This window comes from Mesorhizobium abyssinicae (genome assembly GCF_049887195.1).
GTDB classification, from domain to species: Bacteria; Pseudomonadota; Alphaproteobacteria; order Rhizobiales; family Rhizobiaceae; genus Mesorhizobium; species Mesorhizobium abyssinicae.
Genome location: NZ_JARAKC010000020.1, coordinates 22,614 through 36,775, shown reverse-complemented (window position 1 = coordinate 36,775; position 14,162 = coordinate 22,614). Strand labels below are relative to the sequence as shown.

Here is a 14,162-nt window from a genome sequence, read left to right as displayed (position 1 = left end):
TTTTCTGGAATGATCCGAATTTTCCCGCTGGTTTGCATGGCGGCGATCTTAAGCGGCTGCGCATCGCTGAGCTACCCGCTCGCCAAATGCGACGGCTATTTGCGCCGGCCGCTCAATCGCTCGATGTGGGAATGGGAGGACAATAAGAACCTGACGCAGAAGCATTCGAGTGCACAACCGGCGATCTCCCAATCGGCGGCCGCACCCTATGTCGAAGAGGGCAGGAAACCGCCCGCCTTCGCCCGTTTTGACATCGCTGCATCCAATCGTCCTTGCGGAGCGTGACCCATGGTCTCGAGGGACGAACTCAAAACATACTTCGAGAAGGCGCGACGCTTCGATCAGGACCGTATGGTTCAGGTCGAACGCTCGGCGCGCATCGCCTGGTCCGTGGCAATCGTCGCCGGCATCCTCGCCGGCGTATCGATCTTTGCCGTCGCGGCCTTGACCCCGCTGAAGACGGTGGAGCCGTTTGTCGTGCGGGTGGACAATTCGACAGGCATCGTCGATGTCGTCTCGGCGCTGACGTCGACGCCGGGCACCTATGACGAAGCCGTCACCAAATACTTCGCCGCCAAATATGTGCGTGCGCGGGAAGGCTACGTCTGGAGCGAGGCGGAGGAGAATTATCGCACCGTCGCCTTGCTGTCGACACAGCCGGAGCAGACGCGATTTTCCACATACTATCGTGGCAGCAACCCAGATTCGCCGCAGAACACCTACGGGCGCAGCGCCACGGTGCGCATCAGCATCGCGTCGATCTCGCTGATCAATCCGAATGTCGTGTCCGTCCGCTACATGCGCACGATTACTCGCGTCGAGGAGGTTCGGACAACCCATTGGGTTGCGACGCTAACCTTCTCCTACGTGAATGCGCCGATGTCCTCGACGGATCGGCTGGTGAACCCTCTCGGCTTTGTGGTCAGCGAATACCGGGCCGATCCGGAGGCCATCAACTGATGCGCACAATCGCAATCGCCACCCTCCTTCTGGCGGCCTCCGCCTCCACCGCGCTTGCCCTCGAAATTCCCCGCGGCGCATCGCAGGACAGCCGTGTGCGCTTTGTCGACTACCAGCCCTACGACATCACCCGCATCGTCGGGTCGATGCGCTCCTCGGTGCAGGTGGAATTCTCGGCCGATGAGGAGATCGCCCACGTCGCGCTCGGCAATAGCGTCGCCTGGGAGGTCGCGCCGGCAGGCAACATCCTGTTTCTCAAACCGCGGGAAAATCAGCCGGTCACCAACATCTCTGTCGTAACCACCCGTCGTGACGGCTCAACCCGCAGCTATCAGATGGAGCTGACGGTAAGGGATGGAACGGTGGAGGTGGGCCAGAATACCTATTTCTACGTCAAGTATCGCTATCCGGCTGACGAGGCCGAACGACGGCGACAGGCTGCGGCGGCGCGAGCCGTCGCGGCTCAGGCGAAGGAGGCTGACAATGTGCTCGCCCTTCATGAAGCCTATGGGCCGCGAAACTGGCGCTATTCGGCGCAGGGCTCCCAGGCACTGGAACCGGAAACGGTCTACGACAATGGCAAGGTGACGACGTTCGCCTTCGTCGGCAATCAGGAGATGCCCGCGATCTACATCGAGAACTCGGACGGCAGCGAGAGCCTGGTGCCCAAATCCGTCGACGGCAACCTGGTCCTGGTACACGCGATCAGCCGCAAGTTCATCCTGCGCAGGGGAGGGGACGTGCTTTGCGTCTTCAACGAGGCCTATGACCGCGTTGGCATCAATCCGGATACCAACACGACCTCGCCATCGGTCGAGCGCGTCGTGCGGACCGACGCCGGCGCAACGCGATAGGAGGTGGTCATGACACAGGAAAACGAAGGCCGGATTCCGGGCGAGCGGGCGGAAACCATTGCGGCCAGGCGGATCGACAACAATCCCACCCTGAAGCGAGGCGCCGTGGCGTTGGCGGTGGTCGCCTTTGTTGCCTTCGCCTTGTGGTCCATGAGCGGAGAAAAGGCACCGTCGGACACGACAAAGCCGGAGCGGGTGGTCATTCGCCAGACGACGAATTTCGAACCGGCCAAGGAGAAAGTGGAACCGGTCCAGGCGCGCCCGGAAGTGAAGCTGCCGACCCCTGTCGTAACCGAAGAGGCCAAGGAAGAAGACCCGCTGCTCGACTCGGCGCGCCGTGCGCCCGTCATGGCATACAGCGGTGGACAGGAGAACGAGACATCGCGCCGGGATACCGAAGGCTCAGCGACATCGACGGAGGGCAACTACCTGCCGCTCAACGGAAACATGATGGGACAGAATGCGGTCAACGCCGATGAACAGCGGTTTGACGGCCTGCTGCGGCCGACCCGGCTCGAGGGCTCGCGTGCCGGCACGCTCGGCAATTGGAGTTACATCGTCGCCATGGGAACCTCCATACCTTGCGTCCTGGAGACCGCCATGGCGTCGGATCAGCCGGGCTTTGCGAGTTGCGTGATCAACCGCGACGTCCTCTCGGACAATGGACGGGTCGTGCTGATGGAGAAGGGGACCCAGGTCGTCGGCGAATACCGTGGCGGCCTTAAGCGGGGGCAGAAACGTCTCTTCGTTCTCTGGAATCGGGCAAAGACGCCCAAAGGCGTGATCGTTACACTCGCATCGCCGGCGACGGACGCCCTCGGCCGTGCTGGCGTCGACGGGTATGTCGACACCCATTGGTGGGAGCGGTTCGGAAGCGCACTCCTTCTTTCCGTCGTCGGTGATGCGACCAGCTACGCCAGCAGCCGTCTGCAAGACAGTGGCGTCGACGCGCAGAACACGACGAGCGCAGGCCAACAGGCCGCGGCCATCGCCGTCGAGCAGTCGATCAACATTCCACCTACACTCAACAAGCACCAGGGCGAACTCGTCTCGATTTTCGTGGCGCGCGATCTCGACTTTTCCGGGGTCTACAGACTTCGCGTGACGGAGCCCAGGAACCGCATCTTCGACCGCGCGGTGCTCGGCGACTTCAGCCCGCGGACGACGCTCGTGACGAAGTAGGGCAGGGCGTATGGCCGAGGGAACCGACGCGGCAGTCGTTCGCCACCTCCTCTCACCATTGGCGCCATTCCTGACCAATGGGTCTCTATACGAAGTGATCGTGAATCGGCCTGGTCAGATGCTGACGGAAGGTACCAATGGATGGCGCACCCATGACATGCCGGAATTGACCTTCGAGAAGCTGATGCGGCTTGCCCGCGCAGTGGCGACTTTCTCCAATCAGTCAATCGACGAGAGGCGACCAATCCTCTCGGCGACGCTTCCAGGCGACGCGCGCATCCAGATCGTCATCCCGCCCGCGACAACGAAGGGTACGGTGAGCCTCACAATCCGAAAACCCTCGTCATTGAACCTTACTCTCGATGATCTGGAAGGAAGTGGGTTCTTCAGCGAAGTCAAGGCCACGGGGCAGGGAGACGCCGCAAGCGACCAGAGGCTGAAAGCCCTTTATGACGAAGGCCGCTACAAAGATTTCCTGCGCGAAGCAGTGATTGCGAGGAAAAATATCATAATCTCGGGGGCGACAGGATCGGCAAAGACGACGCTGTCAAAAGCGTTGATCCGGCACATTCCCGAGCAAGAGCGCATTATCTCCATCGAGGACACACCTGAACTCGTCATCCCGCAGCATAACCACGTTCGCCTGTTTTATTCCAAAGGAGGGCAGGGGCTGTCATTAGCCGGACCGAAAGAACTGCTGGAAGCGTGCCTTCGCATGCGCCCGGATCGAATCCTGCTTCAGGAACTCCGCGACGGAAGCGCGTTCTACTACATCCGAAACGTGAACTCCGGCCACCCAGGGTCGATCACGACCGTGCACGCCCACTCGGCGAAGCTGGCCATCGAACAATTGGCTCTGTTAATCAAGGAATCCGAGGGCGGTCGCAACCTTGAGCATGACGACATCCGTAGCCTTCTCAGGGTATCCATCGACATTATCGTCCAGTGCAAGCGTGTAGGCGAACGGTTCCGTGTGACAGAAATCTACCGTCAGTCTTTATAGAGAATATGCCAATCACCCTCAATTTTATCTGGCTTTTTTCAAGAAGTTCATAGTATTATATGAACAGTGCGTTCCAACAACACACAGTCAGCAGAGTGTTATGTTATTCTCAAGGACGAAATGGCGACAGCAGGCTAAAATAGACTGCACAATTGGTCCGAAGGTGTTTAAAATCGTCTGGAACATTGGCTTGACGCCGCAACATCTCGCGCAACAGCCCGACAGAAAACGACCGGCGCCGATTTGGTGGAGGCTTGCCTGAACTGAAGGCGCCGGCCAAGTAGGGAGTGTACGCTACAGCCATACCTGAGTCTTGACGCTGCGTCACCCACGCCATTTCACCGCGTGGTGCGGGCATACGTCCTACAAATCTCGGCTGTCACACCTCAGCCTTGGACCGGAGCTTTCTTGGCTGGCGTTGGCTTCGCCTTGCGTCCGAGGCCCGCTGCCTTCGCGAGCGTCGATCGTTGAGCCGCATAGTTCGGTGCTACCATAGGATAGTCTGGCCTCAAGCTCCACTTCTCGCGGTATTCGTTCGGCGAAAGCCCATAATGAACAGCGAGATGCCGCTTCAGAGATTTGAATTTCTTCCCATCTTCGAGGCAGATGATGTAGTCCGGCGTCACCGACCGCCTGGGATTGACCGCCGGCCGCTGCTTCGGCTGCTCCACCGCGACCGGCTGACCGACGCCCAAAAGGGATGAATGAACCGAAGCGATGAGCTCGGGCAGGCCGGCGACGGGGACCGCATTCTTGCTGACGTATGCTGAGACAATATCCGCCGTCAGCCCAACAAGATCGGCGGTCGCGGCATCGTTTTCTTCGTTCAAGTATTCACTCCTAAAATTGAGACCTGAACCCACCCCGCACAGCCATCGTGTACCGAAGTTTCAGCGAATGTCGAGAAAGACGATTGCGGCTTCGGCTCTCGTCACAGACGACATTGCGCCGAGAGCGAGAGCCATCCAGCGAAAAACAGCATACGCGGTGTTCGGCAAGGCGGCTGCATCCCCGACCACGACAGAGCCAGCCGAGCAGAGAAAGGCACTGCTGGCTCGATTGGCCAAGGCCCTTTATCTTTTGGAGATCGAGGCGAGCGGCGAACTCGAAACATGCAGGCTCTTCTCCGCTCAGTGGAAGGAATGAGACCTACTGCTGCGTAGCCGGCCACCCACCGTCCATCAAATCGTCCGCAACTCGCCGGCTGACGTCTTTCCGGAACGTTTGTCCTGCACCAGTTCGTAGCTGATCTTCTGACCATCATTGAGACCCCGCAAGCCGGAGCGCTCAACGGCCGAAATATGCACGAACACATCGGGGCCGCCCTGATCAGGCTGAATGAAACCAAAACCCTTCTGCGAATTGAACCATTTTGCCGTTCCGGTAGCCATAAAGAGCTCCTTCGTTTACAGGACGATCGCGCACCGACCGCTGGCCATTTTCAGAGGCAGATCAGCAGGCCAAGCATATTTCATGACGGTCATCTGTTGCCAATACGGAAAAGCGCACCGGAGTCGCCAGAATGTCTCGAACGCCTGTCATAAAGCTCCATAGAAAATCGTCTGCGGCCGCGGGTCCTGCATGAGAGACTTTCGTACGCCTGACTGCATCCGAAACCCTTCGGCATCTCAGTCCATTTTCAGCGGTCTCGCCCCAGCCCTGAAAAGCGGACATTCACCGACGGGCGACAAGCGAGCTTGGCAAGTAAAACGATAACGCATTGCTTTATAATGATATTCTCTAGTTCCATAATGTTTGTTATGCAACTTAAAATTGTAGCAGCTATTTAGTAATGCGACAGTTGCCCCAGTTAGAGATGCGACACTTTTCCGCTTCCGAGGCTGGTCAACATGAAGCTGGAAAGGAAGGCTGGCGACCCACAGGGCCTGGCGTGAGACCGGGCCCATTGCGGAGCCGTCATGCCTTTGGTCACCTTGTCGCAAAAAGAGCTGCATCGTCTTGAAGCCATCCAGAAGATCCGCGATCGACGGCTGAGCGTCGTCCAGGCGGCTGAGCTCCTTCATCTCAGCCGCAGTCAGGTTCACCGGCTGTTGCACGCCTATGACCAGGACGGCGCCGGCGGCCTGGTATCGAAGAAGCGCGGCCGGCCGAGCAATCGGCGCCATGATGAGAACTTTCGCAATACCGCATTGGATCTGGTGCGCGATCGCTACCGGGACTTCGGCCCAACGCTTGCCCGCGAGAAGCTGCTTGAGTGGCACCAGATCGCCGTCAGCACTGAGACGCTACGCAAATGGATGACGGAAGCCGGCATCTGGACATCGCGCCGGCAGCGCAGGAAGCAGCTTCACCAGCCAAGGGGTCGGCGCGACTGCCTCGGTGAGTTGGTGCAGATCGATGGCTCGCACCATTGGTGGTTCGAGAACCGCGGCCCCAAATGTGCCCTGCTCGTTTACATCGATGACGCGACGGGCAAGCTGCTGCATCTTCGATTTGCCGGTTCGGAGAACACCTTCGACTACCTGATCGCCACGAAGACGTATTTGCAGGAGTGCGGCAAGCCGATTTCATTCTACAGCGACAAGCATGGCATCTTCCGCACGACGCATGGATCCGAGAAGGATCGGACGAGCGGCCTGACACAATTCGGACGTGCGCTCTACGAGTTGAACATCGACATCATCTGCGCCAACACTCCGCAGGCCAAAGGCCGTGTCGAGCGGGCCAACCAGACTCTGCAGGACCGGCTCGTCAAGGAATTGCGCCTTCGCGGTATCAGCACGATCGAGGCGGCCAACGCCTTCGCGCCGGAGTTCATCGCGGATTTCAACGCCCGCTTCGGCAAGGAGCCCCGCAATCCGAAGAACATGCACCGTCCCCTGGCCAAGCACGAGAACCTGGACAGCGCTATGTGCCGCAAGGAGTTCCGCACGCTGTCGCAAGCCTTGACGCTGCGCTATGACAAGGTGCTGTTCATCCTTGATCCGAGCGATTTTGCGAAGCGCCTGGCCGGCAAGAAGGTGGTCGTGTGCGATTATCCCGATGGCCGGCTCGAGATCATGGAAGGCAGCACATCCCTGCCCTACAGGACGTTCGACAAGTTGCGCTCGGTTCACAGATCCGACGTCGTCGAGAACAAGCGCCTGGACGAAGCACTTGCAATGGTGACCGAGATGCAGGCCGGTCGCGATCTTCAGCGCAGCCAGCACGGCCCGCGCCGCACGGGTCAGGCGAACCACATGTTCGGTATCCCCGATGGCAGCCACAGCAACGGTTACGTCAAGCGCGGCCGCAAGCCCGGCAAGAGGACGGACTTCATGAACGATCCTGTCGTCGTTGCGCGTCGACAGCAAGCGTTGGCGAGGCTACCCGCGGCCGAGTGACAATCCTGCTGAACGTGCTCTGGGTGTCGCCGGCAGCGAAGCCCGGGACGCTTATGCGATCTACCAGCGAGGTAGTCAGTCGAGCAACTCGACATTGATCAGTGGCCATTGCGGACCGACGCCCGCGGCTTCGTCCTGTCGGCCGAGCTTGCGCAAAGTCATGGCCGTGGTCACGCGCCAGGCAAGGTATTCGTCGCGACTGCCGGCTATGTCGTCGACGTAGCGGCGGTATTGTTCGGGATAGGCCGTGCGCAGTTGGAATCTGTGGTTCCGGCAGAGAGCCATCGTGGCGAACACCTCGTCGCGCACCGCCCCGCGTGTTTCCGGTTCAAATAGATCCGGCGCCACCTGCACGACGGTGGCGTGGAACCAGGAGAACGGCTCCAGAAGATCCCGGGCGTTCCAGACCGCTGTTCGCCAGTTCTGCGCCATCATTGCCTCGTCTAAGCTCGTCGAGCCGATCCTATGAGGCTGCCGGGAGCACGGCAAGTTGAACACGTCCGCCGCCGACGGCGACAGCAGCTCTCAAAGCTAAAGCCGAGGGAGCTCCGCTGGAACGCCCCCGATCGGGCTCTGCAACCCGGACCAGCTGACGCCCGATCGGGCGCTCTTGTCGGCGCCAAGAAGCTGCGGCTTCACCGTCGGTGCGACATTTCAACTTTGCTAAAAACCGAACACCCCTGCCCTATGAGTGTCGCATTTCTAACTGGCTGGCGGTGTCGCGTCTCTAAATCGCTTTGACAAAAATTGTAGGCGCAAAGTTAAAATGTCCCACTTCTGCAAAGTAGGAATGTCGCCTTTGCTGAATGCCATCCTCACCGGGAAGCGACCTTGCCATGGCGAGGGCGCAACTCCTGATTATCAGGAGTATCAAGCAGTTGCTCAAAGGTTTAAGTCGCCGCGGAATTTCGCCTCGCCCCCCGAAGTGAGATCGTCTTCCGAACCGCCCTCGACTGGGCGCCATTCGACGGACTCTCCGAAAGCCACGTCAGTGGCAGAGAGACTCCCCTGCACCAACGTTCGAATAGCGTAGAAGGTGACGAGACTCATTGCCTCGACCCGGAACCGCAGGCCTTCATCTGTCGGTCTCAAAGTTGCGCTGCCCTCGGCGATCTGGAGCAGCGTATCGGTGCCGATGACAGCGATGTGGTTGCAATATTCGCGAGACCGGGCGCAGACCCTCTCTCGTACCCTGCCCGCATCCGGGGTCGTCACTAATGCTTCGGCGGCATACTTCGACATCGGACCTCCTGATTTATCGGCGCTCCTCCGGAAAAGGAAGGCGACGATCACTGGCTCAGACTGCTGGTCGCGGACATGCTTTCGGAATGGACCTCGGCTAAATCATGTGCTCGCTCGCAGAAGCCTGTGTCAGCCGGCGCAGCTGATTGCGAGGCCCGAGACCGAAGCTTTTTGAATATCGATTTGCACCGCTGCTAACTGATTGCCGGCGGCCTCGATCAATGGCCCGAGTAGCCGGTAATGGAAACTTGCGGCTTCGAACCGCGACAGCCAATTAGGCTCGATCACACTTGTTAGGCTGGAAATGCCCAGGAGCTTACACGCCCCGGGAACGGAGCCGATCAGCTGCCCGAAAAGTTTCCCTCCGCGTCGATCCTTTCTTATGAAAAACCGTGACCACTCGTGGATCCCACGGCCACGCGGCACCGGTCCGTCAACCAACTGCGAATAATGATCATCGAGAAGATGGGGAGCGGTGGTCGGCAGAAACCTATAGCCGCCGACGACATGCCCGTCCTCGATTGAGAGGACGTAAATAGTGTTGGGAGTATCGTAGGCGTCGATCTCGCGTTGGTCAGGCCGGGCGAGCGCGGCCCAGCCACGCTCGCCGACAAATATCTTATGGCGTAGCCTGTAATGTTCCTCCAGGAGGTCCTGGTTGCGAGGATCGGCGATACCTGTGATCAGGCGAATCATGATTTTGGCCACTCCTGTTCGGAGCGGCATTTTTGGGGGAATTCTCGCACCGGCTATTGCCAGCACTAGCCATTGACGCGCACGGTCCGTTCAGCCGGCAATCTCCATCGCGGTCAAAGCCTTAGCTACTGCCTGCGAACGGGTGACGGATCCCGTCTTCCGCATTGCACCGGCGATGTGTTTGTTCACCGTGGAGTCTGATATGCCAAGGATCTGGGATATCTCCCAGGCCGTCTTGCCCTCGGCCACCCAGGTCAGCACTTCGCGTTCTCGGTCTGAGAGTGTTAGAATTTTGGGCCGGCTGTGGTTGACCAGCAGTTGAAGTCTGCTGGCGAATGTAAGTGAAAGAACGTTAACGGGCTCTAGGGCATCCTTCTGGGTGAACGGCTCTTCCCCTGACAGCGAAATGCAGCCAGCAAGCGCGTTGCGAACAGGTATGGGCACACACACGCCGTCTTTAAGGCCCACGTCGGCCGCCTCCATCATGATGCGATCGCCTGCAGAGCTTAGCTTGTCGGTGTATATCCTAGCCTCCTTCCAGGCGAAGGGCGCCTTACAGATCCCTGAGGCGATCGCGACCGGGTCGCGCCGGATATAATCGCAGGACACGTAATGCGACATCCAGTCTTCGGGCCAGAAGTGTTCTAGAATCAAGTCTTCGAAACGCTGCCCCTGGCTCGGCAACCCCGTCACAATGAAGTGACTAAATCCGAAATGGCGAACCGCCGCGCGATAAAGCTCGACGAGCGATTGGACGGTCGCGGCGTTGGCCAGCTGCAATGCGTCCTGAAGTACGTGCGTGGTATTCATGCCGCGCTCTCCTTGCTTGAATGCCACTGAACTGATGTGAGCTTTCTGATGTACAGAGCTTGTCAAAGGTGACTTTTGAGCCGCCGCGACCTACAACGCAAGCTAAAACCGGCAGCATTAGCGGTGCTGAAAATTCAAAAAGCCAGAAGATTTCAGTTTTTTCTTCTACTATGCTGTGGGGCGCGCGGCTCCTCGAAAGGCGGTGCAATTTCTTGCTTTGACGACCCCTCACCCTCCCGATATCTCAATTGTGAAAAGACGGCAAACCAGAATCGAAAATCATCGTCGCGACCGGCATAACGCGCCGTGAAGGCCGCCGATGCAGCTGCGAGCGATGCTCCCGAGCCATAAAGGGCAATAGCCGCGTCGACGGCCTCAGAAGGATCGGCAAAATGCCAAAGTGTCAGCGGATTGCCGCCGGCCAGTAGGTCTTCGTTATCGTGTTGTGCCACGCCAAAATCTCCCGCAGGGTGCGTCCGGCGCGGGGCTGAGTATAAGCCAGCAGGCCGGACGTTGATCACCCACGGAAGTGAGCCACGGTCTCGGGCATTTGCCCGGACATAGTCGTGCCGTCCCTAGCCTTGCAGTTAAAGGCGCGCGGCATGAATGCCGTAGAGCGCCCTTTGGCGTGACAAAGAGTATTTCAGATCGAGGCGGCAAAGGCAAATCGCGGGAAGTGCTCCAAACCTGAAAAAGATGCCTTGCGAAGGTGGTAATTCTACCACCTTTGCCTCCGTCATCGATTGCGGTAACGGTCAACTTTGACTGTGTCCTTTGAGCTCGGAAACGCAACAAAATCTAAAGTTCCGGCGAGAGGAGAGCGACCGCGCGCGCTCTCGAATATCAGGACTCGCTCGCTTTCGACCGGGAGCAGGGCTGTCGATGGAGCCAGTGGCAATTATCTGCTCACAAGACGCAGAACTCTACATGATCCTGGAACACATCCTTGGCATGGACGGCTACAAAACCGAGCTCGCCGGCAATATCGAGGAGGCGGCTGAACGGACGAGGGAGACACTCCCCGCGGCGGTCATCCTGGATTGTCGTCCGGGCGGGCTTCCGGCCGCCGCGCTGTGTGCCCGGCTGAAACAGGACCCGATCACCCGTGCCATCCTGCTTATCGCCCTGATCGCACCGGGCGCGGAAGACCAGCACATTGCACTCTTGACAGCGGGCATGGACGACAGCCTGGTGCGGCCCCTGGTGCCGGCAAAGTTGCTTTCTTCCTTGCGGTCGCAGCGTATCTCTGTCGCCCGCGGCAATGTTCAAGGCCACCACGTTCTTAGTTTCGGGGGCCTGGAAATGCACCCTGACAGTTTTCGCGTGCGGCGTGGCGAAAGCGAGATCCAGCTCGGGGCGATAGAATTTCGCCTGTTGCGACACCTGCTCGAGAATCCGCGGCGAGTTTTCAACCGCGAGGACCTGATTGCGGCCGCATGGCCAAGCAACATCCACGTCGACACACGCACGGTGGACGTTCACGTCAGCCGGTTACGCAAATCCTTGCGAAAGGTGGGGCCCGGCGTCTCCATCCGAACGGTCCGGTCCGCCGGCTATATGCTTGATTATGCGAATGGCAGCTGAGCAACAGAATCTTGCCGCGCTGCGATGGCCAAGGTGCCAATGATCTTGCCAGGAGCCGCCGAGACCAGCAGCGGCCCTCTTGCCGAATTCCATGCTCGCGGGCGTGCCCTCGCCAAGGCCCATCCGGAATCTGGCGCTTGGGTCACGCTCGATATCGGCGGACGGTCGACGCCAGGTTTCGTGCCACTCGAGGTTTCCGGCGTGGTCGCGGCAATCAGCGACGGTCCCTTTGTGATCGGTGGACCGTTCGGTGCTGGGGAAGAAATATCGCTTGGCCGCACCCTGGTGCTGGTTGTCGATGACTGGCCAACATTGTGCTGACGTGCAAGCCAGGCTTCACGCACGATCCGGAAGCTTTTGCCAGCCAAGGCATCGATGTCTCGACCCAGGATTTCGTCGTCGTGAAATCGGATATTACTACAAGCTGAATTTCGCCGGGATCGGCACACCGATCGGGGTCGCGACACCGGGGATCGGCTACTACACCCCCGGTCTGCTGCATTGGAAAAGAGGCCGATTCTGGCCGGAGCACGAATTCCCTGAACCTGAGATCAGGGCCGTTGCCTTTGGAAAATCCCGTAAGACGCGGGCCATTTGAACAATCTTAAAGGCGGCCCAAGCTCAGACGCCCGCGGCATCCTTCAACCGCGCCAGGTGGGCACGGCAGATTTCTTCGACCAGCCTGTGCAACTTTGCGGTGCGCTCCCCGAGCCAGCCAAGCGCCTCTTCGCTGATGTCGTAGTGCTTCGAGTATCGCGCTTTGACATAGGCCTCGTTCAACGTGTTGAACCATGCGCGGTAACGCTGCTGGTCGCGCGGCCAGACTTCGGCGAGCCGCCGGTCTTGTTCCTCCGCAAGCGCCCGAAGGAATGTGAGTTTGTGTGAGGGCGGGCTATAATTCGTGAGCACCAAAAGAAGCGCCGCATAGGCGTTCTCAATCGCCTGATGTAGCTGGAAGGATGCGTTCTTAAGGCGTCGTTTCTCCAGAGCAAATCTAAAGGCTTCGAGAAAATCCCCTGCGCTTGGTATGCGATCATCGAAATACTCGTCAGCAAACTTATAGGCTGCCGCAGGACTAAGCGCCTTCGGCTCGGCCAGCGGCTCGTCATCAAGCTCGTAAAGCACGACGCCGTCGCGGCGAATGTCGGTGAAGAAGTACTGTCCTCCGCGCAGCGCCGTATTCACTTCGCGGCGCGAATGCACGATGAAGTTTGTCGGCGTCTCTAAACCTCGATCGCGAATAAGACGATCCTTTGCCTTGTACCAATAAGCGAAATCGGCGAGCTTCCGATTGTTGACAATAATCAGCAGGTCGTAGTCTGACCGGTACCCTTTCATGGTATGCGGTTCATCGACCCAATCGCCACGCGCATAAGAGCCGAACAGGATCACCTTGAGGATCCGGCCCTTCTTCTTGAACTCGGTCGTGCCGTCCGCAATGGCGTCGTCGAATTCTTCATGGATGAGCTCCATGATCCGGCCAAGCTCACGCTGCTTTTTCTCCGGCAAATGATCGATGCTGGTCTTCATCATTGGTGGGGTTACAATCCGGATTAAAGTAATACGCCGGCTGGAACGCTTCTCCTATCGCTGCGCGAAGGGAGGCGGATGGGGCTACGAGGCCTGCTTTGCTTGTGTCGCCCAATCTTGCCCCTCGCAATAGCAAGAATTGCCCACGCGTTGGGATACGCAGGTCTGTTAGGAGAGCACGTCAGCACCCTCACGCCTGACCGGTGAGGCCGCACGGGCTCTTTGTCCCTAGAGTTCCCAACAAATTGGGAGTCCTTTCCAACAAGACGTCTGCAGGAGTTTTCATGACCAGCATATGGGTTTACACGGCAACGTCGAATTGTTGATCGTTATAGAGCGCTGACTGGAGTGGTTGGCAAGAACGATTTGGCAAGGGCCATTGGGACCCTTCCGCAACCTGCAGCCTGCGCGCCGGAGAGCGAGCACATTGTTTAAGGCAGGCGCGCTGATGAAGCCACTGATCCTGAGTTCTACCTGGTCTCCGGCCACATCTTGGCGGAGGCCGGCTTCGCAAGATGAACTGATCGAGACGGTCTGGACCGACAGGGACAATGTCGATACCCGCACCGTGGACCTCCATATCAGTCACCTCAGGAAGGTGCTCAAGACGGCCTTACCCCACACTTTCATCCGCACCATCCGTTCCGCGGGCTATACAATAGAGGAGCCCCCTCGATAAGCGGCAGCGGCATCACCGGCGAGTGCTTCCCAGCGCGGTTCCGCATCGGCGGCTCACGAGGAATTCAAGTCTGTCATTGGATCGCTTATGTCTCAGACTCCTCGAACTCAGGCGCATGAAATCCTCCTAGACCGACCTAGCAACGAGTTCTTGCGGGCTATGACGGACCCTCCCCGCAAATACTCCGCCGTGCGGAATCCTGCCTCATCAAGCTCATAGTTCTGCACCGTGCCGACGGCCGGGGCCGAGGTGAGGATCTGGTTGACAATGTCGGGCAG

General features: G+C 58.9%; 18 protein-coding genes. 10 read left to right on the top strand and 8 right to left on the bottom strand.

From position 1 onward, the window contains the following. Nucleotides 1-9 precede the first annotated feature (9 nt). The 5 genes from PU724_RS27680 to virB11 are packed head-to-tail and all read left to right on the top strand — an operon-like array spanning nt 10 to nt 3,999. Nucleotides 10-285 (top strand): hypothetical protein, encoded by a 276-nt coding sequence (locus PU724_RS27680; protein ID WP_354424717.1) that lies wholly within the window; start codon nt 10-12, stop codon nt 283-285. 3 nt (nt 286-288) lie between these two features. Continuing rightward, nucleotides 289-960 (top strand): VirB8 family type IV secretion system protein, encoded by a 672-nt coding sequence (locus PU724_RS27675; protein WP_354424715.1) that lies wholly within the window; start codon nt 289-291, stop codon nt 958-960. Beyond that, on the top strand, nt 960-1,814 hold the full coding sequence (virB9, locus tag PU724_RS27670) for a P-type conjugative transfer protein VirB9 (RefSeq protein WP_354424713.1): 855 nt from the start codon (nt 960-962) through the stop codon (nt 1,812-1,814). The genes PU724_RS27675 and virB9 overlap by 1 nt, the downstream gene beginning before the upstream one ends. A gap of 9 nt (nt 1,815-1,823) precedes the next feature. Then, nucleotides 1,824-2,996 carry a type IV secretion system protein VirB10 gene (virB10, locus tag PU724_RS27665; RefSeq protein WP_354424711.1) on the top strand — a complete coding sequence of 391 codons (1,173 nt, stop codon included), beginning with the start codon at nt 1,824-1,826 and terminating at the stop codon, nt 2,994-2,996. Nucleotides 2,997-3,006: 10 nt separating this feature from the next. Further along, on the top strand, nt 3,007-3,999 hold the full coding sequence (gene virB11, locus PU724_RS27660; protein ID WP_354424709.1) for a P-type DNA transfer ATPase VirB11: 993 nt from the start codon (nt 3,007-3,009) through the stop codon (nt 3,997-3,999). Between the two features lie 386 nt (nt 4,000-4,385). On the opposite strand, the gene PU724_RS27655 is transcribed toward virB11, so the two are convergent. After that, nucleotides 4,386-4,829 (bottom strand): Ros/MucR family transcriptional regulator, encoded by a 444-nt coding sequence (locus PU724_RS27655; RefSeq protein ID WP_354424707.1) that lies wholly within the window; start codon nt 4,827-4,829, stop codon nt 4,386-4,388. Nucleotides 4,830-4,896: 67 nt separating this feature from the next. Here PU724_RS27655 and PU724_RS27650 point away from each other — a divergent pair, with 67 nt between their 5' ends. Continuing rightward, nucleotides 4,897-5,145, top strand: coding sequence for a hypothetical protein (locus tag PU724_RS27650; RefSeq protein ID WP_354424705.1), 249 nt, complete (start codon nt 4,897-4,899; stop codon nt 5,143-5,145). A gap of 35 nt (nt 5,146-5,180) precedes the next feature. Here the strand turns inward: PU724_RS27650 and PU724_RS27645 are convergent, their stop codons facing one another. Then, nucleotides 5,181-5,390, bottom strand: coding sequence for a cold-shock protein (locus tag PU724_RS27645; protein ID WP_354424703.1), 210 nt, complete (start codon nt 5,388-5,390; stop codon nt 5,181-5,183). Between the two features lie 528 nt (nt 5,391-5,918). On the opposite strand from PU724_RS27645, the gene PU724_RS27640 reads away from it, so the two are divergent. Beyond that, nucleotides 5,919-7,343 (top strand): ISNCY family transposase, encoded by a 1,425-nt coding sequence (locus PU724_RS27640; protein WP_354424701.1) that lies wholly within the window; start codon nt 5,919-5,921, stop codon nt 7,341-7,343. 75 nt (nt 7,344-7,418) lie between these two features. On the opposite strand, the gene PU724_RS27635 is transcribed toward PU724_RS27640, so the two are convergent. The 5 genes from PU724_RS27635 to PU724_RS27615 form a co-directional block, all read right to left on the bottom strand. Next, nucleotides 7,419-7,775, bottom strand: a complete 357-nt coding sequence (locus PU724_RS27635) for a DUF5131 domain-containing protein (RefSeq protein WP_426213695.1) — start codon at nt 7,773-7,775, stop codon at nt 7,419-7,421. A 450-nt stretch (nt 7,776-8,225) separates the two neighbouring features. Continuing rightward, nucleotides 8,226-8,585, bottom strand: coding sequence for an SMa0974 family conjugal transfer regulator (gene rctB / locus PU724_RS27630; RefSeq protein WP_354424697.1), 360 nt, complete (start codon nt 8,583-8,585; stop codon nt 8,226-8,228). Nucleotides 8,586-8,714: 129 nt separating this feature from the next. Beyond that, nucleotides 8,715-9,281 carry an acyl-homoserine-lactone synthase gene (locus PU724_RS27625; RefSeq protein WP_354424696.1) on the bottom strand — a complete coding sequence of 189 codons (567 nt, stop codon included), beginning with the start codon at nt 9,279-9,281 and terminating at the stop codon, nt 8,715-8,717. A 90-nt stretch (nt 9,282-9,371) separates the two neighbouring features. Continuing rightward, complete coding sequence (locus PU724_RS27620; RefSeq protein WP_354424694.1) at nt 9,372-10,091, bottom strand: LuxR family transcriptional regulator; 720 nt, start codon at nt 10,089-10,091, stop codon at nt 9,372-9,374. Nucleotides 10,092-10,243: 152 nt separating this feature from the next. After that, nucleotides 10,244-10,543, bottom strand: a complete 300-nt coding sequence (locus tag PU724_RS27615; RefSeq protein WP_354424692.1) for a hypothetical protein — start codon at nt 10,541-10,543, stop codon at nt 10,244-10,246. Between the two features lie 430 nt (nt 10,544-10,973). On the opposite strand from PU724_RS27615, the gene PU724_RS27610 reads away from it, so the two are divergent. Together PU724_RS27610 and PU724_RS27605 are read left to right on the top strand one after the other, a co-directional pair. Then, entirely contained in the window at nt 10,974-11,675 is a 702-nt protein-coding gene (locus tag PU724_RS27610) for a response regulator transcription factor (RefSeq protein ID WP_354424690.1), read from the top strand. A 24-nt stretch (nt 11,676-11,699) separates the two neighbouring features. Beyond that, nucleotides 11,700-11,996, top strand: coding sequence for an MlrC C-terminal domain-containing protein (locus PU724_RS27605; RefSeq protein ID WP_354424688.1), 297 nt, complete (start codon nt 11,700-11,702; stop codon nt 11,994-11,996). A gap of 300 nt (nt 11,997-12,296) precedes the next feature. Here PU724_RS27605 and PU724_RS27600 read toward each other — a convergent pair whose 3' ends face one another. Further along, nucleotides 12,297-13,205: a nucleotidyltransferase and HEPN domain-containing protein gene (locus PU724_RS27600; protein WP_354424792.1), complete on the bottom strand. Its 909-nt coding sequence runs from the start codon at nt 13,203-13,205 to the stop codon at nt 12,297-12,299. Between the two features lie 448 nt (nt 13,206-13,653). Here PU724_RS27600 and PU724_RS27595 point away from each other — a divergent pair, with 448 nt between their 5' ends. Then, a complete protein-coding gene (locus PU724_RS27595) occupies nt 13,654-13,884 on the top strand; it encodes a helix-turn-helix domain-containing protein (protein ID WP_354424686.1) in 231 nt (76 codons plus the stop codon). Nucleotides 13,885-14,162 lie beyond the last annotated feature (278 nt).